The following is a 19,335-nucleotide window of genomic DNA, read 5'->3' on the forward strand; positions in this document are numbered from 1 at the left end:
TTTGCGTTCCGCAACTTCTTTGGGAGATACCGGTGGTTTGTAAAAAGTATTGGGATCCATATATATACTGATCGCTATCGGCTCCCAGTAATCTCCCATCGTCCCTTTCCCCGCTCCATGCGCCGGGTCCTTGTAACGCTTGACCAGCGCTTCATACGTCTCTTTCGGGGTCGCCTTACCTCGATCCAGCTTCAACGCATCATACGTCTCGTCCGGTACCGTCGATATGTCCGCATGAACCACCCCGCACATCATCAACCCCGCACAGAGCAATAAACCCCTCATCCACTCCCCTATTCTCATCTCTCTCCTCCGTAAATATGCGGGTCAGAATCAACCCATTGCTTTAACTGCACCGGAAAGACGGCTTTTATGCCTCGATGCCTTATTTTTGTGAATTATCCCTTTGCTTGCGACTGAGTCGATAACACTCACCGCTTTTCTGAACACGACTTCTGCTACATTCTTGTCACCCGCCGCTACTGCTTTTCGGACACCTTTAATCGCGGTACGCAGCTTGGATCGCAATCCAAAGTTCCGCTCACGCCGTGTGGCGGTTTGTCTTACCCGCTTTTTAGCTTGTGCCGTATTTGCCATATTTCTCTAGTTCTCCGTTAAAAATTTATATGCTGCTCATCAATATTTCGAACCGCGCGATTTTACTTTCATTTCGTGCTTAATGCAAAAATCGATAATACGGCCTTGCCGGCTGCTCCCCGATCAACCCGCTTCACCAGGGAGATTACACACGTTGAATCAAATACAAACTGCTTTGATTCCGTACAGTTAACCTTCAAATCGGTGTTTGCATCGCTGGCTTCTTTTGCTGAATGATACAATTGTGAACCAACCAAAGCACTAATCCAGCCGAACGGGAGCAGCATGGCCACGATCGAATCAATTTTGCACGAAAACCGGATATTCCCCCCTGCCAGTGAATTTGTCAGGAACGCCAATCTATCCGGAAGGGAAGCCTATGAAACTCTGCGCCAGGAAGCCGAGCATGACTATACCGGCTTCTGGGCGAAACTCGCACAACAGTACATTGCCTGGCACAAACCTTTCACACGGGTTCTCAATGACGCCAACCCACCCTTTTATAAATGGTTCGACGATGGCGAACTGAATATCTCGTGGAATTGTCTGGATCGACACCTGGCAACCCAGGCTGACAAAACTGCCATCATCTTTGAATCTGACGCAGGAGAAGTGAATCACTGCAGTTATCGTGAGTTACACCGCCAGGTCTGTCATTTTGCCAATGGACTGAAATCACTTGGAATCCGTCAGGGTGACCGTGTCGTCATCTATATGCCCATGCGGATTGAAGCTGTAGTTGCGATGCAGGCATGTGCACGCATTGGTGCCATCCATTCGGTAGTGTTCGGCGGTTTTTCAGCAAAAAGTGTATACGAGCGCATCATCGATGCCGGTGCATCCGCTGTAATCACTGCAGATGAACAGATCCGCGGAGGCAGGTACCATCCACTGAAAGCAACCGTAGACGAAGCACTGGCGATGGGTGACACAGCCACGGTCCACAGTGTCATCGTTTTCCGGCACACCGGTACCGGAATTACCTGGCAGCCGGAACGAGACCACTGGTGGCATGATCTCATTGCCGGACAACCGGATGAATGCGAGCCAGCATGGATCAATGCTGAACACCCCCTGTTTACACTGTATACCTCGGGCTCTACCGGGAAACCAAAAGGCGTGCAGCATTCCTCGGCCGGTTATCTGCTCGGGGCAGTGACCAGCATGCAGTGGGTATTCGACTATCATGCAGATGATGTATTCTGGTGTACTGCGGATGTAGGCTGGGTTACCGGACACAGCTATGTCGCCTATGGCCCGCTTGCCATCGGTGCAACTCAGGTGATTTTTGAAGGAACTCCGACTCATCCACATGCCGGGCGATTCTGGGAAATCATCCAGAAACACAGGATCACGACTTTTTATACTGCCCCCACTGCCATCCGCTCACTGATCAAACTGGGATCCGATCTGCCCGCAAAATATGATCTTTCTTCATTGCGCCTGCTTGGATCAGTAGGTGAACCGATCAACCCGGAAGCATGGATGTGGTATTACACGGTCGTCGGCCAGTCACGCTGCCCGGTAGTCGATACCTGGTGGCAAACCGAAACCGGTTGTCACATGATCGCTCCTGCTCCCGGTGCCATATCGACCAAACCCGGTTCCTGCACTCTCCCGCTACCCGGTATCGATGCCGCAGTGGTAGATGAAACTGGCCACCCGGTAGAACAGGGAAAAGGTGGATTTCTGGTGATCAAGCGTCCCTTCCCTTCGATGTTACGCACCTTGTGGAATGATCCTGAACGATTCAGAAAAACTTACTTTCCAACAGATATTGCCGGTGGTCGTTATTATCTTGCCGGCGATTCAGCTCATCGGGATCAGGATGGTTATTTCTGGATCATGGGACGAGTTGATGACGTTCTGAATGTCTCCGGCCATCGTCTGGGTACCATGGAAATCGAATCTGCACTGGTGGCGCATCCTCTGGTTGCCGAAGCAGCTGTTGTAGGGAAACCGCACGAAATCAAGGGAGAAGTGGTCGTAGCATTTGTCACACTGAGAGAAAAACTGCCTGATGACCAACGGGCTGCTGAAATTGCTGCAACTTTACGTGAATGGGTTGCCAGCGAGATTGGTGCAATTGCTCGCCCCGAAGAAATCCGGTTTGGTGAAAACCTGCCCAAAACGCGTTCCGGCAAAATTATGCGACGCCTCCTGCGCGCCCTGGCAAGAGGTGAGACCATTACTCAAGATGTCTCAACACTGGAAAATCCGGTGATCCTCGAACAACTCAGCCAGACGGTATGACCGAAACCTGCCAGCTCATGGAACAACTTCCTGCCATCATCGACTACCCGAACGGGATCAGCGTCATCGATGCTCGCTACCACCGCCCCGGGCGTGCAGCCATTCACCTGATCACGGAAGGAGATAAAGCTGCTCTGGTAGATACCGGTACCCGTTTCTCGGTTCCGGGCACCATGGCAGCACTGGCACATAAACAGATCACTCCCGAACAGATCGACTACATTTTTCTTACCCATATCCATCTCGACCATGCCGGTGGCGCCAGCGAATTCATGAAATGGCTGCCCAATGCCAGGCTGGTGGTACATCCACGTGGCGCATCGCACATGGCTAACCCCATCAAGCTGATCGCCGGTGTCATGGCCGTGTATGGTGAATCCGAGTTCCGGCGGATCTATGGTGAGATTCATCCGATCGCGGCTGAACGTATCATCGAAGCGCCCGATAATACACTTGTCGAACTGAACGGCCGGCCACTGCGGCTACTGGACACACCGGGGCATGCACGACATCACTACTGCATACACGATGCACGCAGCAAATCCATCTTCACTGGTGATACCTTCGGCGTCTCCTATCGTGAATTCGATATGGACGGGCTGGAATTCGTTTTTCCGACAACGTCACCCGTGCAGTTCGACCCTGAAGCTGCTCATGCTTCCATCGACCGGCTCATGGCATTGCACCCCGAGCAGGCATTTCTCACACATTACGGGCGCATTCGCAATCTTTCGTACCATGCATCGCAGATGCATGCACTCATCGATGCTTTCGTCAGCATCGTACAGCAGGCTGCAGAAATTCAGGACCGGCAGCCCATCATCACAAAAGCGCTGCAGGATCTGCTCCTGGAGCGACTTGCTGCCCATCGGTGTACCCTCACCCGGGATGCCGCCCTCTCACTATTGCAGACCGATATCAAGCTCAATGCACAGGGGCTTGAGATATGGCTGGAGCAGACCATCAGGCAATCAACCCAGGCAGCAGGCTCAAGCTAAACACCTCGTCTGCAGATTATCACCCGTTGCTGTCTGCATCATCAGGAGGCGACCTTCCTTCATCAGACAGAGTGCGGGTGACGAGTCACGCACACATCCGAAGGCATGTTACGGTAACGAGCTGAAATGATTGACGACGATGTGTCCACCGGAAATCACAAGATCAGGATACTCCAGCCGCTTCAGCTGTTGCTCAGGGTTGCCGCGAATTGCGATCAGATCAGCCGGAGCACCGGGTTGTATCGTCCCCAGCATAGGAATACCCAGATATCGGCCAGCTTTGGCTGTTGCAGCCCCTAATGCATCCAATAGTTTCATCTTCCCCAAGTGCATCAGATACATCAGCTCTTGCGCATCGATCCCCCATGGAATATCGGGATGGGCAATTTCCGTACCGTACAGTAATTCACCGCCAAGTTCTGTCCAGACCATTGTATTGTGTGCAATCCCGCTGCATTTCGAGAGTGTATCGAGCGTACCGATGATCGTGACATTCTGTGCTCTGGCCTGTTTCAGCAACGGCTCAGGAATCGGGTTACAAGGCATGTGCGCCCATTCATCGACCCCCGCATTCAACGCCACCTGTACACCCGATGGCTCTGCCACATGGGCCGATACCTTGCGCTGATGCCGGTGTGCTTCATCGACAACAGCCTTGACAATGGGCTCCGGCAACATGGGCCATGCCGACTGGTCATGTGAAGCAGCATGGGCATGATGGTGAGTGACGGCGGATGCGGTATGCGCTGCATCATGGTGCGCGTGATCATGGTGTGAAGACCAGGGGGCACCTGCTTCGCTGCCGGGTTCGAGCGCAATCTTGATGATCACTGCACCCTCACCAACCAGATGACGCACGGCTTCCCGCGCTTCTGCTTCGCTGGCAACGGGAATCGCCAGATCCCGGGCACCCATGGTAACGATCGGGTACCCGTGCGGTGCGGTGATGATCCGGCCGGAAGTGAGCACACGTAAACTGCCCTCTCCACCATAAGGCGGATGAACAGGCCCGCCCACATCCCGCAGGGTAGTCACCCCATGCCTCAGCACGATATCTGCCGGTACTTTCTGGAAGGCCAAATGGGCATGTAATTCGATAAACCCCGGCAACAAGGTTGCATCACCCAGATCAATGTCAGCGGATGCATCCCCCGTCCTGAATGAATGACGCGGCCCGACTCTCGCAATGCGCCCGTCTTTCACCAGTACCGACAAACCACTGTGCATTTCATTTCCGTCGAAAACCCGAGCAGCGTGCAGCAGTAAAGACGAAGGTCCGGTTTTTCCAGTTTCCTGTGCATAAACCTGCGCAGAGAAACACAGTCCCGTTATCACCGCGACACAGAAACAGCACATATGCCGCATGCGATTGGAAAGAGTATCAGTAAAGTTTTGTATCCTCATTTTCTATCCTTGGTTGATAACAAGTATTTTTCAACAGTCATAGGGGTCAATAAGGCCCGCCAGTACCGCAAGCGCAGCCACCAGAAAAAAATTTCCCCATACTGATTCAACTATCTCCTCCCGGTTTTGCCGGGTGCGATAACAACACCCCTGGAACAGGCCAGCTGATCCAAAAGCTGAATCCGGATTGATTACAGTGAAATAAGGGCTGTGGAGAACGGTACTGATCTGCTGGTGAGCATATTTGCACCAGGATGTTTCATCAGGCAGTAAACGTGCCAGAGATAACATCGCAAGCGATGCAATCACCACTGCGGAAGGATCTTTGACATCTTCTGTCTGATCCGGACGATTGCGCGGCAAATTCCCCTTGTGCACATCACGCCAATACGTACAGGCAGCCCTGGCCTGACTCAAATAAGGCTCTCCCCATTGGGCCGCCGCTCTGCTTAACCCCAGCATGGCCCAGGCCTGGCCGCGTGACCAAACTCCTGCCCGGTCTTTCACCTGAAATTCATGACCATCGAAACTGGCTTCTGCATGAAATGCTCCCTTGTCTCCCCGGCATGCAGCCAGCAGCGTTTCTGCATGGCACTGTGCAATGCGGTGATACTGTTTTTCCCGGCTGAAGCAAAGCAGTTGAATCAGGGAAGCAAAATTATCCACGGAAATCGCGCAGCTTCCCGTGGTTAATCCTCCCATCGCCATACCTAAAGGGATGCAATTCAACCGGGGATCAAAGCTGTGCGCCAGCGCAGCAATGGATGAGTGAGTCAACTCGCGCGCCGGTGCATTCTGTAGCCAGATTTCTCCAAGCGCAGCGCCGTACCAGAAAATCAGGCTGCGATATCCGGAGTCCGCAGTTAGTTTCCGGAACAGCCGCTGGCTGATCTCGCCAGCCTTTTGCCGGTCTCCGGCCGATCCAGTCATCTTTGCCCGCAACCACCAGCATGCCGCCCAGAAACCGCCCATCCAGGATCCTCCCGGAGAAACAGACCAATCGCTGTTTTCCCCGGAAGAATAAAGCGGGAAATTCTGCCCGCAAAGCACATCCATCATTTCCATGCGGCGAAACATCTGCTCCAGCGTATTCACGATTTCATCGGTGCTTAAAAGCCGATCTTCCACAATAAGTACTGGGGATGTCATTGCTTCCTCAGAAAACCAGATTGAAATTGACCAGAAAAATGCTGGCATCACTTTTACTCGGGTAAATACTTTTCATCGCACTGCCACCAAAGGCATGCGCAAAATAAAGTTGTGACGTGAGATATTTGTTAAAACCGTGCGTGAGGGTAACATCGATCAGTTGCCCTATCTCCCTGTGCCCATGTGTGGTACTGCCGGAATAACCAAAAGCACCTGACTTAAGCGATGCACCAAGCCCGGTATAAAGCAGATCGTTCACGTTAGCCAGAGACAACTGATGCAGATTGACGTTGATCTGTGTTTTCCCGGTGGGGAAGGCGATGAATTCAAAAAAGATATCCTGAATATTCATCTGATTGTAAAACGGAAATTTGGCATACAAACGTCCGCTGGGTACGGCCGAAAAGAATGTCTGATGTCGGCCGTCATGCGCATTACCATCACCGGAACTGCGGTAATACACAGCGCGTACCCAGGGCTTAAATGGCAGCTTGTGCCATTGATAACCCACTTCTGCATCGAAGGCCCAGGCCCGGTGCGATAAATTGGTCCAGCTGCCAAACTGGTATGCTCCCATCAATAAAGCATCAAAACTGCCGGAACCCAACGGCTGCAGCGACAACAGATGGGCACCAATGGTATGAATATTCAGTTTTTCATTGCTCAACTGCGGCCTTGCTGACAATGGACGATTATCGGTCACCTGCGATACCCGTTGATCATCGTAATTCAGGTAATACAGACGGCCTTCGATTCCCGGTAGTACAGCATCTTTTTTGCTGGTCAGCGCCGCATACAATATGCTGATATCGCTGATTTGCTTCTGACCCTGAACGGTAAGATTGCCCTGCACTGGATGTACCCCACTGACCGTGGCATTGAATCCCGGCCCGTCATACACCACTGAAAATCCGTCGAAAGCACGCCCGACATAAATTGCGTTGAATCCGCCAACCAGCCGTTCCGCAATCCGCTTTTTTTTAAGTGCATCGAATTTCTCGACACCCGAGCGGTATTCCATCCCGTCGGCCAGTTCAAAACGGCCAATTTTTACAGCAGCCCCCGGTAGCCCCAGTTTATTGAACTTGAAATTCAGATAACCCTGCTTCAGAAAAACATTACTCGCACCAGTAGTACGATTCGCCAGAAAGTAACCTGCACCCAGCCCCAATGCACCTCCCGAGGGTAGAACCGCATCATCCGGCAATCCGTAGAGGCCACTATATTGGCCCTGCACAAAGCCATCCGCATAATCGCTGGAGAACATCAAACCCAACCGGGAACGCACCACCCACAAATCGTAGCTGTTGTTGACTGCTGATGCCGGGCGAAAGTAATTCCAGTTTTCATAACTGCCAAGAAACTCGCCATTGATACGCAGATACTGATTTATCTGTTCCGGCGGCTGCCCGGCACGAGTAGCAGCAATACTGCTCACGAACAAACATACCGCCGGAAAACAGTAAAAAAACAGGATTCTCAGAACGGTATTCGACAACGATGCGTTAAACAGCAAACGGTCTGACTGCTTCTGGAAAATCACCCGGTTTAATAACATGAGCCTGCTCAAATCATTTTTGGTATAACTGACTTCTCAATTTCAAAATACGCATCATGATGGAACGTATTACATCCCGGGATGGCACGCCCATTGCCTGCTGGCGGCAAGGCAGCGGGCCACCCCTGCTGCTGGTACATGGCACCACCGGTGACCACTCCACCTGGGGATCGGTACTTGCCGGTCTGCAACAGCATCACACCGTGTGGACCCTCGACCGGCGCGGTCGTGGTCACAGCGGAGATGCTGCCAACTATTCGCTGGAGCATGAAAGCGAAGATATCGCTGCCGTCATCGATGCCATCGGCAGCAGCGTCAACCTGCTCGATCATTCTTTTGGCGGGCTTTGTGCGCTGGAAGCTTCACTTCTGACTGCAAACATCAACAAGGTTGTTTTATATGAACCGGCCATTTCATTGGCTGGCAGCGACTGGTCGGCAACATTTGAAGCTCGCATGCAGGCTTTGCTGGAGAAAAATGCGCGTGAAGAAACACTGCTGCTGTTTTTTCGTGATCTGCTGAACACCCCCAATCCGGAGCTGGTTGCACTGCAAGCCGGATCAAACTGGGCGATACGGCTTGCTGCCGCCCACACCATCCTGCGGGAACTGCAAGGTATCGATCGTTATCAATTCACACCACAACGATTCCAGACCCTGAAATCCCCGGTACTCCTGCTGGTGGGCGGGAATAGCCACCCGCGCCGCTTCATGACCGCAGAAAGACTGCAACAGGGCTTGCCTGATTGTCGTGTTGGTATTATTGCCGGTCAGCAACACAGTGCCATGCGAACCGCACCCGATCTGTTTGTTCACCATGTCCTCGAATTTCTCCAAAGTGCAGATTAACCCGGGCTATCGGCTTTTCGTACTCAAACCGATACATGCGAGCGACGCTTGCGCACTGCGGTCAACCGCAATGTCATGATGCAGGCCAGGCACAACACACCGGTCAACAGACTCCACGCAAGCGATACGCTGCCAGTTTGACTGAACAGCTGTCCATAAAGCGGTGGACCCAGCGCAAACCCGGAGAAGAATGCAAAAGAAACATAGCCGGAAGTTTCGGTCACCCGCCCGAATGCAGAATCTCTGATCAGCATACTCATTGCAATCGCATTGGTTGCAACTGCAGACATACCCATTCCGATCGCCCCGGCCCACAGGTACCCGTGGCTGCCAGGCCCAGCCTGCATCGTCAGCATGATCGCACCAGCAGCAATGGCAATCAGCGCAAACAGCAAATGGGATTCATCACTGAACTTATTGCCCAGCGGCGTCAATATGATTCGCGACAGCATTCCGGTGATGCCGAATACAGCGATCAGCGTACCTGCCTGTGCAAGCGGCATCTCCTGTAATGTGGCAAAAGTCGGCAGAAATGTCACAAATGCGGACAAGGCCAGACCAACACTGAACTGGATCGCCATCAGCCACGACAGCAACATATTCGGGCGCGTAAAAATCAGTTGCCTGTTTTTCCTGACGTGCTGTGCGGGCGTCACAAGCCATGCCGCAAGGCTGAACAGCACAGCGACCGGCACGATAACACCAAACGCGATACGCCAGCCGTATTGGAATGCAATGGCAGGTAATACCAATCCGGCGAAAAGCGCAGCCAGCTGGACACCGGACTGTTTCAATCCCACTATCCATGCCCTTTGTTCCGGCCGGATCTGGTGTGCAATCAGCAAATTGGTCGCCGGATTTGCCAGTGCCTGTGCGATACCGCAAATGGCTGTTGCCATGATCAGGCTGAAAAATGCTTGTGTTATTGCAATCAGTGCAAAAGCGGCAGCAACAGCACAAAAAAGAACAATCAATGCGGTACGTACACCAATGTAATCAACAATTGCGCCTGCTCGAAGCGACAGGATGGCCGCCAGACCAAATGAGCTCATGATCAGATAGCCAATGGCAACCGGTTCGAAACCGAGATCGCGGCTGAGTAACGGCCCCAGCGTACTGGTGGTATACAAAACAAGCATCGGTAGTGTCATGGCGAACACCAGGACTGCTTGCAACAAAACATCGGTCAGCGCGGATCGCGGTAATTGCCTGTAATCGACCGACATGAAATATCCTCTGGAAAGTGTTCGATTTCGTGAAAGATCAGAACTCAATCAAACGGATAAACCGTGTGATGTTCATAATGACTGATCAGGCGGCGCCCCACCGAGCTGATCAGTGATTCATCATTGCCATCCAGAATGCGGGAAGTCCGTGCAATGCGATGAATACCGTAAAGCGGTGTCAAGTCACTCAGCCCTTCTGCACCATACAGCTGCATTGCACTATCAGAAGCAATGCATAAAGCCCTTGAAGCGGCCATTTTGGCAACGTTGATCGCGATTTCATCAGGGCACTGGGCATCAACGCCGCGCGCAGCGATGCGAACAAGCTCACGTGCACCGGCAATCGCCTGATAGGTGTTGAAGAAATGCTGGCGTACAAGCTGTTTTTCTACCAGAAGCCCGAGTTTTCCCCGGGTTGAATGAACACGCCCGCCCATCAAATCCATACACCGCCGGGCAAGGCCAATCCAGTTCATCGCGCGCAGCAACCGGCCAAGGCCAAGCCGTTTGTTCATCAGCTCCAGACCGCCACCACACACCCCTATCAAATAATGTTCGGGAACTTGTACATCAGCCAGGGAAACTTCTCCCTGGCCGCAGGCATGTCCCATCATCATCAGTTGGCGCTCGACTCTGAAACCCGGCGTGTCGGCAGGTACTATGATCATCGATAAGGCATGATCGAGGGCCGTTTCTTTGCCGGCTGTCCGCGCGAGAACTGTCATGAACGTGGCACGATCCGCATTGGAAATAAACCATTTCCTGCCATTGACATGCCAGCGACCATTGGACAGATGCGCCGTGGTTGTGATCAGTCCTGGAATCGAACCGCTCTGGCCAGGCTCGGTCATGCCATAGCAGGGTAATGCCTCCCCGTTTGCCATCGGTTGCAGAAACTGCTGCCGGATGATTGCGTTTCCGAATCGCGACAACATATGCGCATCGAGGGCGGTATGACTGGCAAAGATCGCCTGGGAAAATTCTGTGCGTCCCTCCTGTTCCGCAACCAGCAAATAATCTTCCAGAGAGGCAATTTTTCCACCATGCGATAGCGGATAGAACAAACCGTACAAACCGGCCTGTCTGGCTTCAAGTGCCAGATCGGATTGCAACTGCAACGCCTGTGCACCCGGCCGGGAAAGTTGCGGCTCGTTCGGAATGATGATCTCGTCGACAAATTCCCTGACTTTCTGCGCCAATACCCTGGCTGTTTCTCTGTGACCACTGCTGAATGCCGGTAACATCAGTGCATCCTTGCTGAAAAATCCACTCTACTGACCACCGCAGCATTACTCTTGAATTGCGTATTTTCCAGTTCGGCAATCAACTGCTTTTTATCGACTTTTCCTGCCGGACTGAGCGGCAGTTGTCTCAAATAGCGCAGATACTCGGGTAGTTTGTTTTGCTCCAGACCGCGATCGAGCAAAAAACGGGCAAATTGCGCCAACGATGGCCGCTCGGCACCTTCGCTCATCACCAGGCACAGGCAGACACGGTGTCCCAGATCTTCATCCTCTACCGGGATGCAGGCTGCGCTGACGACAGCGGGATGGGATGCGGCAATATCTTCAATCTGCGCCGGGCTGATGTTGATACCACCACGAATGATGATTTCCTTTTTCCTGCCGGTCAGTACCAGATTACCCTGTTCATCGATAAATCCGAGATCTCCGGTATACACCCAACCCTCGGCATCGCGGTACAACGCATCCAGCTCGGGATTATTGACATATTGCATAGGCGTGATGGGGCCGCGCGCAGCAATTTCACCAGTTTGGCCCTGCGCCAGTTCGTTCTTCCGATCATCGACAATTCTGATCGAGCATACCTCGGGATTAGGACGGCCGGTTGTATGCAGAACGGTAGTCATATTATCGTCCAGCATCGTATGGCAATTCACGCCATCAGCTGAACCATACAGATTGATGAAACTGCATCCGAATGCGCCACAGCAACGCAGGATCGAGGTTTCATCGATTTTTGCACCGCCACTGACGATTGCAACCAGGCTGGAAATATCGATCTTCGCCAGGTCCGGATCAGCTGCAATGCGCTGAAACATGGTCGGAACACCAAAAACATGCGTTGGTCTGAGTTGCCCAATCGCCCGAATCGTTGCCACAACATCAAACCGCGGCAACATAATCAGGGTTCCCCCCATCCAGGACAACACACCGAATGTCGCTGACGAGCCGAAAGCCGTTCCCAGTGGCACCAGATAAAGCGCACGGAAATCTTTGTCCCGCGTGTGAATATGCTGCAGGAAACGTCCACGCCCGCCCGCCAGTGCGTTATGGGAATAAGCAATCCATTTGGGATCTGCTTCAGTTCCGGAAGAAATCAGGAAACGTGCGGGTGAATCAGGATCGACATCAGGCAGTTCTTCGGTAGCAATCGGCCGGGATTGAAATAGGTCGTTCAGCGTGTGCCAGCCTGTTCGTGCCACACCATCCACCACCAGTATCCGCAGCGACAGTAACGCAGGCCGCAGTGATTCGATCAGTTCACATAAATCCTGTTGCAGGAACAAGGGTTCAACCACGATTACACGCGCATCACATCGCTGCAATAGCGATTGAATGTCAAGGCGTCCGCGTCCTGGCGGGAAAGGTGCAACGATGGCACCCAATGCTGCCGCAGCCAGATCAATTGCGCAGTGATGCGCGCTATTGGCCAGCTGATAAGCAATGACATCGCCGGCAACCACCCCCAGATGCCGTAAACTGTTCGCCAGACGGGTAACTTTGTGCAGCAACTGCCGATAGGTTAGGGTGTGGTCCAGCGTGACCACAGCCGGTTTTTCAGGATTTTTCCGCGCATGCTCACAAAACAGGTCAAATAAGGATTTATCAGGATAAATCCCATCATTTGTCCACTGTTGGCGAACCTCGGCAGGAACCAGATCGATAATGCCGGCGTGATTCATTGAAACCTCCAGGGTGAAGTGACTCTGGTATACGAACCGATCTCAAGATACGGTTTCAGACGGGGATCACCATGCAGGTCATTAAGATCTTCGATAACGATGGCTGCCGGTACAGCAGCCTGCTGCAGAACAACCAGCCATTCTGCAGCAGTCTTGCCCAGAAAGGATCTACCCAGCCGTTGCCATAATTCACTCTTATCTCCAGCAGACAAATCCAATGTCTGCATCAGCCGTAGTAATGTGTCATCATCGAGACATTCGATCGCAATTTTTCCCTTTCCCGTCTCGAAAACCCGATTGAGCACACTTTGCGCGGGCGGAACACAGTCGAAGAAATCGTGCCGGTTCTGAAAATCATCACTACACAACAATATTGCCGCACCCAGCAGCGAGGAAGTCACCTTAGCCCCTGCACAATTCAATTGGCGATTGAGCAAGGCAGCAGTAATGCCTTGCGCCGCAATGACTCCACCGAGCACATCCAGCGCCGTGAACAATGTTCCACCCTGTGTGCCGCAAGTTCGGGAAATTTTCTGTGCAACGCCGGAATACGCCTGCACCATGAAATCTGTTCCCGGCAGCGACGGGGATCGTAATGATATTTCCCCGCCATCGGTAAACCAGCCAGATGCGTGTGCATAAATCAGGGCAGGATTTACACGACTCAGATCAGCGTAATCGAGATCCAGCTCAAGCGCCTTGCCAGGTGCCCAATTGTGCAGGAACACATCGGCATGTCTTGCCATTTCAGTGATTTCCTCCTGCCCGCAGGGAGATTTGATATCAATTTCACGGATGACCTTGAGCCGATTCAATGCATCAAACCGTACCGAGCATCCTTCTGATACCGGCGGCATCCCGCGCAACGGATCTCCCCCGGGAGGTTCGATACGAATCACCCGGGCACCGAGCAGTGCCAGCAAATGCCCGGCCAGCGGCCCCTGAATACGCCGACAGGATTCGATTACAGTAAGTCCGCTCAGCGGCAGTAAACCACTGGCGGATGTTAACGGCAATTCTGGTTGAGGTACCGCACAATCGAATACCCACGGTCCTTTCAGCCAGTTTGATTTGAAATGTTCGTCATCCATCCTTTCATCAAGCGTGCGGACACGACATATCGCCATACCGGCATCCGCGCAAAGCCTGGAAATATCTGCATATCCCAGCTTCGATACCGCACGGGTAAGTTCACCCGGAATGGGTGCGATGGCTTTTGCGTAGCGCAGCAGAAAAGCGGTCCAGCCCTTGCCAGCCAGCGTTCTGCTGATATCCAGTTGCGTCCAGAACCTTAGCCAGGGATCCGGATTGAGGGTTTCGAGTTCGAAAACGATGCCATCCGCTGATATGAATGGAGGGGCCGGGGAATGATCGGCATCAGCGGATGACAGATTTTCCGATGAGGATGTGCTCGTTGCATCGGCAATGTATTGCGAAGTACTGAGCAAGGCTGCAGCCGCCATGGAAATATGGCTATCTGAAACAGCCAGGCCACGTAAATTACCGAGTGCTACGGCCATGCCACCTTGCAATGCCAGCGCAGTCGTAACGGTTGAAACATACTGAAGTCCGAACGGCTGAATTGCCCCGGTTGAACGCCCATGCACCGACATCAAACCACAGGCCGCCTGCATCATGCTTTCGGTGATGGCGCCCGGTTGATCGCAATCACTCCACCCGGTTATGACACAATTAACGAGCCTGGCCTGCGGTGCCCTGAAAACAAAAGAGAATGTCCCCTGATCAGCGTAATCATCAGCCTCGACCACTTTCAACCCCAGCCGGCCGGACTGGTAATTCAGGGAAAATCCCACTGCGGCAAAAGGAGACGGGGGCGTTCTGAAAGGCCCCGAAACCGTACAATCTTTCAGTGATTTGATCATGATCATCACTCTGGTGCTCAACAGCAAACAGATAAGTTCAACCTCCCGCTACCGCAGGCAGAATCGTCAACACATCACCATCACGCAGGCTGGTTGCCAGACCATCCTGGAAGCGGATGTCGTTATCATTGACGTATATATTGATGAAGCGATGGGCATTGCCATTGGCAACAAGTTTTTCCTTGATTCCAGGATATTGCTGATCCATGTGATCGATGATTTCGGAAACTCTGCTGCCTTCCATATCAATGTGTTTCTGTTGATGGGTGAGTGGCCTCAATATGGTTGGAATAATGACTGTGATGGACATAAGCGCAATACCCTTTCAGTAAATGGTTTTGTAACGAGGAGGCTGTTTTAAGAGGAGTAACGTAGCCATACCCCTGAAAAACCGTGCAATCCAGCATGTAACGTTCTCATTCGACGCGTAATCAAAAAAGTAAAAATTTTTTGAACGATACGTACCATCGATCCGGAGCGATCAACTGAGGTTTTCAGGTTTAAAGACGGTGTTGATCAAGCCACCATCATCTGGAATTCCAGTTCAGGCTGATATTGCCGGACGATCTGCACCCTTTCTTCGATCACCATCTGATCAACGATGCGGAAACTGCGGATTTCTTCCTTATGCGGAGAACAGGTTGGAATAATGACGTAATGGGCCTGCGGCTCGGCAGCCAGCTCAACGTCACTACGGCTCGGGTATGCCTCGCTGCCAGTATGGGAATGATAAATAACAACCGGCTCTTCATGACGTGCACTCATTTCTTTCCAGACCTGCAACTGCTGCTGGGGATCAAACATAAAAAAATTCTCTGACTGTGCGACATTACGCATTGGAATCAGGCGTAGAGGCAGATTGGAGCCAGCAAGACCGGCAATAATGCCGCAGGTTTCAATGGGGTGATCTTTTAATGACTGTGTAATCATGGCACTGATCAGCTTGGTATGAATCGTCAGCATAATTTTTGTCTCCCGCTTAGTTTGTTGGTCGTTGTTACCGCTTTCCCTGTAACCTGGAGAAATTCGATTTGACTGGTTGAAACTAGCTCTGTGATCCGTTGCTAATAGATCGGCAGCGATTGGTCGACTTCCCTGATCCACGCGAGAATCCCGCCATCCAGGCTTTTGACGTTGGTGAAACCTTGCTTCTGCATTTCGAGCAGCACATCACGTGAACGCATCCCCATCTTGCAGTGCAACACGATGAAATCCTCCTTGTTCATCGCGGCCAGAACCTCTTCTGACATGATGCGGCTCTTGGGAATATGTTTTGCGCCTTCAATGTGCACGATGTCCCACTCTTCGATTCCACGAACGTCGATAAGCTGGACATCCGTACCGTTCTCTTTAATTGCTTTCAGTTCACGTGCGCTGATTACCGGAATCGTATCCGCGTAAGTAGCTGAAACAGGATTGACGCTGCAAAACCTCTGGTAATCGATCAGCCCATCGATCGCAGTCCTGTTCGGAGCACGATGCAATGGGATGAAGCGGTAACTCATTTCCAGTGCATCGTAAACAGCCAATCGTCCGAGCATGGTTTCACCAATGCCGGTGATGAGCTTGATGGCCTCGGTTGCCATCATTGCCCCGATGGAAGCACACAAAATCCCCAGTACGCCTCCTTCGGCACACGAGGGCGCCATTTCAGGCGGTGGTGGTTCAGGGTATAAATCCCGATAATTCAGGCCCTTTCCGCCTGGAGCGTTTTCCCAGAATACGGAAACCTGGCCTTCGAACCGGAAAATGGATCCCCACACATAGGGTTTATCAGCCAGCACACAGGCATCGTTCACCAGATAGCGTGTTGCAAAATTATCGGTGCCATCGACTATCAGGTCATACCCCGATATAACCGCATGTGCATTGACTACCTCAAGCCGTTCACGATGAAGATTAACCTTGACGTACGGATTCAATTCATTAATTGCATCACATGCACTTTCCGATTTTGGCCGGCCAATATCGGATTGTCCGTGAATGATTTGGCGCTGCAGATTGGATTCATCGACGACATCAAAATCAATAATCCCGATCGTACCCACACCCGCAGCAGCCAGGTATAACAACACTGGAGAACCCAGTCCTCCCGCTCCAATCACCAGCACTTTACTGCTTTTGAGCCGACGCTGGCCTATGAGACCTACTTCAGGAATCAGCAGATGGCGGCTGTAACGTGAAATCTCATCCTTACTCAGTTCTGCTGCGGGATTAACTAACGGTGGCAAACGCATATAAACTCCCTGTTGTTTATTCCACGTGTTTGTTCCGATTATTCGTATCACTGATCACCCTTTTGATAAGCAAAAGGAAATGGCGCACGCTTTTAATTTGTATTCCGATTACATAAAAAATCAGTATTCGCAAAATTTAAACTAAAAAATCGGAATTGAGAATGTGACAAATTGTCGCGCGTCAATTTGTCGCAGGCATGATCTGCCTGAACAGAAATGTAGCCAACAGACAGGAAATGCAGAATTTTTTTCCTGATGACCGGAAGCGTATTTGAACGAGAACAGGGGGGTAAAACTGATTGAGGCTGTGTCTGGATACTCCGGATGTCTGACTCCACTTTTTCAGATATCTCCCGGATCTTATCCAGTTGAAACGAAGGATAAAATTTATTGGAGGCGCTTACCTGCCCGGCCTGTGCTGATCAGGTTCAGGCATAACACAATCAGCTTTCTCCAGAAAACCGGAGTGACCAAGCCTGACAGTTTCTCCTGTCTGGAATTGAGGGGGAGTTCGCTGCGTCATGACATGGTAATGGCCATCATCCGCCAGCAAGCCGATTTTGAAATAAACCGGCTCCACGATATTCTTGTGAGGTGGAAAATATCCACTGCTTCCGGCCACCGCCACATCAGCATAAAATAATTTTTCTCCATGCTGACCATACGGTATGGCTGCCATCCCCGGAATAAACGTATCGACACGACCAGGATCGCCATAATATGGCTGCATCACGAATTCGATACGATCAACAATTCCACAACGGCCTGGTGCAAGTAACTGCGGTGGAATAAATGCTGCTGCCGCATCTGTGCTTCTGGTACGGCGATAGGGAGGTTTTTTCAACTCGCTGTTATCCTGCCCGGCTTCTGTAGAAGAAAGTACGGCTGCCGGCCTGGATTTTCTTCGATCCCTGATTTCCTGATACCCGGTGAATGTATCCGCGCCAATTGCCTCTGCAACCTGCCGGGCATCCGAAACCGGAATATGTCCGGCTATGCCTGTTCCAGTCAGCAATAGCAAAAGCATTGCCTTTTTACAAAAAATGCGTGCCATGTAGCCAGACATACAGACTCCAGAATGATCAGAGATGTAATGCAGCAGTATATCGGCGCTGATTCCCGCTATCTGAAGCTTCCCCGGAAATTGATGTAAAGCAGTTTTTCAACCTGCCGGTCAATCTTCCTTGCGCAACTGCGGGAACAGAATCACATCACGAATGCTGGGGGAATCAGTCAGCAACATCACCAGTCGATCGATCCCGATTCCTTCTCCCGCGGTTGGCGGCAGCCCATATTCCAATGCCTGAATATAATCAGCATCATAGTGCATGGCTTCCAGATCACCAGCCTCTTTCGCTCTGGCCTGCTCAAGGAAGCGGTTGGCCTGATCTTCAGGGTCATTCAACTCGGAAAACCCGTTCGCAATTTCCCGCCCGGCGATATAAAGCTCGAAACGATCGGTAATTTCCGGATTGGCATCGTTACAACGTGCCAGCGGAGAAACCTCAGCCGGATAATCAACGATAAATACCGGCTCAAACAGCAAGTGCTCGGTCGTTTCATCGAAAAGAGCCAGTTGCAGCCCGCCAATTCCACTATCAGGGTTTACAGTAACCCCTTTTGCCTGTAGCGCTTTAGTAAGAAAATCCCGATCATTGAGCTGTGCATCAGAATATTCGGGATGATATTTCAGGATCGCCTGCGCAATGGTCAGCCGGGCGAAAGGTTGTGCCAGATCCATTTCGCGCTGCTGATAAACGATGCGAGTTGTTCCCGATACTTTCAACGCGACTTCACGCAGCATGGATTCCGTCAGATCCATCAGATAATTGTGATCCTGATAAGCTTCATAAAACTCCAGCATGGTAAATTCAGGATTGTGGCGGGTAGATATCCCTTCATTCCTGAAATTCCGGTTGATTTCAAAAACCTTTTCCATACCGCCCACCACCAGCCGCTTCAGGTAAAGTTCCGGGGCAATGCGCAGATACAGGGACATATCCAGCGCATTATGATGAGTTACAAAAGGACGCGCAGTGGCACCGCCGGGAATGGAATGCATCATCGGTGTTTCAACTTCGAGATAATCCCGATCGACGAGGAACTCACGGATCGCCTGAATGATCTTCGAACGAATCGCAAACACCCTGCGTGTATCTTCATTCGTGATCAGATCGAGATACCGGCGCCGGTATTTCTGTTCCTGATCGGCCAGCCCGTGGAATTTTTCCGGTAAGGGCCGCAAAGATTTGGTCA

At 51.8% G+C, this 19,335-nt stretch carries 17 protein-coding genes and 1 pseudogene; 3 read left to right on the top strand and 15 right to left on the bottom strand.

The genetic code is table 11. The annotated features are described in order from the left end of the window. The 3 genes and pseudogenes from B5D58_RS11740 to B5D58_RS11750 form a co-directional block, all read right to left on the bottom strand. Positions 1-303, bottom strand: a pseudogene (locus B5D58_RS11740) (hydroxylamine reductase); the annotation flags it as partial. Positions 304-333: 30 nt separating this feature from the next. Further along, positions 334-597, bottom strand: coding sequence for a 30S ribosomal protein S20 (gene rpsT, locus B5D58_RS11745; RefSeq protein ID WP_011112820.1), 264 nt, complete (start codon positions 595-597; stop codon positions 334-336). Positions 598-665: 68 nt separating this feature from the next. Further along, a complete protein-coding gene (locus B5D58_RS11750; protein ID WP_143023682.1) occupies positions 666-890 on the bottom strand; it encodes a hypothetical protein in 225 nt (74 codons plus the stop codon). Between B5D58_RS11750 and acs the strand changes: the two genes are divergently transcribed. Together acs and B5D58_RS11760 are read left to right on the top strand one after the other, a co-directional pair. After that, entirely contained in the window at positions 883-2,850 is a 1,968-nt protein-coding gene (acs, locus tag B5D58_RS11755) for an acetate--CoA ligase (protein ID WP_011112821.1), read from the top strand. The two genes, B5D58_RS11750 and acs, sit on opposite strands and share 8 nt — an antisense overlap. Continuing rightward, on the top strand, positions 2,847-3,848 hold the full coding sequence (locus B5D58_RS11760; protein ID WP_011112822.1) for an MBL fold metallo-hydrolase: 1,002 nt from the start codon (positions 2,847-2,849) through the stop codon (positions 3,846-3,848). The genes acs and B5D58_RS11760 overlap by 4 nt, the downstream gene beginning before the upstream one ends. 108 nt (positions 3,849-3,956) lie before the next feature. On the opposite strand, the gene B5D58_RS11765 is transcribed toward B5D58_RS11760, so the two are convergent. The 3 genes from B5D58_RS11765 to B5D58_RS11775 are packed head-to-tail and all read right to left on the bottom strand — an operon-like array spanning position 3,957 to position 7,839. Then, on the bottom strand, positions 3,957-5,252 hold the full coding sequence (locus B5D58_RS11765; protein ID WP_011112823.1) for an amidohydrolase family protein: 1,296 nt from the start codon (positions 5,250-5,252) through the stop codon (positions 3,957-3,959). Positions 5,253-5,282: 30 nt separating this feature from the next. Beyond that, the gene (locus B5D58_RS11770) at positions 5,283-6,401 is read right to left on the bottom strand and encodes a hypothetical protein (protein ID WP_011112824.1); all 1,119 of its coding nucleotides are present in this window, start codon (positions 6,399-6,401) and stop codon (positions 5,283-5,285) included. A 7-nt stretch (positions 6,402-6,408) separates the two neighbouring features. After that, positions 6,409-7,839 carry an alginate export family protein gene (locus tag B5D58_RS11775; protein ID WP_234989075.1) on the bottom strand — a complete coding sequence of 477 codons (1,431 nt, stop codon included), beginning with the start codon at positions 7,837-7,839 and terminating at the stop codon, positions 6,409-6,411. Positions 7,840-8,018: 179 nt separating this feature from the next. On the opposite strand from B5D58_RS11775, the gene B5D58_RS11780 reads away from it, so the two are divergent. After that, a complete protein-coding gene (locus B5D58_RS11780; RefSeq protein ID WP_143023686.1) occupies positions 8,019-8,807 on the top strand; it encodes an alpha/beta fold hydrolase in 789 nt (262 codons plus the stop codon). 23 nt (positions 8,808-8,830) lie between these two features. Here the strand turns inward: B5D58_RS11780 and B5D58_RS11785 are convergent, their stop codons facing one another. From B5D58_RS11785 to lysS, 9 genes are all read right to left on the bottom strand, one after another. Continuing rightward, positions 8,831-10,033: an MFS transporter gene (locus B5D58_RS11785; RefSeq protein ID WP_011112827.1), complete on the bottom strand. Its 1,203-nt coding sequence runs from the start codon at positions 10,031-10,033 to the stop codon at positions 8,831-8,833. A gap of 44 nt (positions 10,034-10,077) precedes the next feature. Beyond that, positions 10,078-11,277, bottom strand: coding sequence for an acyl-CoA dehydrogenase family protein (locus B5D58_RS11790; protein ID WP_011112828.1), 1,200 nt, complete (start codon positions 11,275-11,277; stop codon positions 10,078-10,080). Then, the gene (locus B5D58_RS11795) at positions 11,277-12,959 is read right to left on the bottom strand and encodes a class I adenylate-forming enzyme family protein (RefSeq protein WP_011112829.1); all 1,683 of its coding nucleotides are present in this window, start codon (positions 12,957-12,959) and stop codon (positions 11,277-11,279) included. The genes B5D58_RS11790 and B5D58_RS11795 overlap by 1 nt, the downstream gene beginning before the upstream one ends. Next, entirely contained in the window at positions 12,956-14,842 is a 1,887-nt protein-coding gene (locus tag B5D58_RS11800; protein ID WP_011112830.1) for a CoA transferase, read from the bottom strand. The genes B5D58_RS11795 and B5D58_RS11800 overlap by 4 nt, the downstream gene beginning before the upstream one ends. Before the next feature lie 37 nt (positions 14,843-14,879). Further along, entirely contained in the window at positions 14,880-15,152 is a 273-nt protein-coding gene (locus tag B5D58_RS11805; protein ID WP_011112831.1) for a MoaD family protein, read from the bottom strand. A gap of 206 nt (positions 15,153-15,358) precedes the next feature. After that, positions 15,359-15,805, bottom strand: coding sequence for a M67 family metallopeptidase (locus B5D58_RS11810; protein ID WP_011112832.1), 447 nt, complete (start codon positions 15,803-15,805; stop codon positions 15,359-15,361). A 101-nt stretch (positions 15,806-15,906) separates the two neighbouring features. Continuing rightward, on the bottom strand, positions 15,907-17,079 hold the full coding sequence (gene moeB / locus B5D58_RS11815; protein ID WP_011112833.1) for a molybdopterin-synthase adenylyltransferase MoeB: 1,173 nt from the start codon (positions 17,077-17,079) through the stop codon (positions 15,907-15,909). A 400-nt stretch (positions 17,080-17,479) separates the two neighbouring features. Then, on the bottom strand, positions 17,480-18,145 hold the full coding sequence (locus tag B5D58_RS11820; protein WP_011112834.1) for a hypothetical protein: 666 nt from the start codon (positions 18,143-18,145) through the stop codon (positions 17,480-17,482). Between the two features lie 108 nt (positions 18,146-18,253). Then, positions 18,254-19,335: lysine--tRNA ligase (gene lysS, locus B5D58_RS11825; RefSeq protein ID WP_078737686.1), on the bottom strand; the 1,082-nt coding region annotated here is incomplete at its 5' end.

It is taken from the genome of Nitrosomonas europaea (genome assembly GCF_900167395.1).
Classification (GTDB): Bacteria; Pseudomonadota; Gammaproteobacteria; order Burkholderiales; family Nitrosomonadaceae; genus Nitrosomonas; species Nitrosomonas europaea.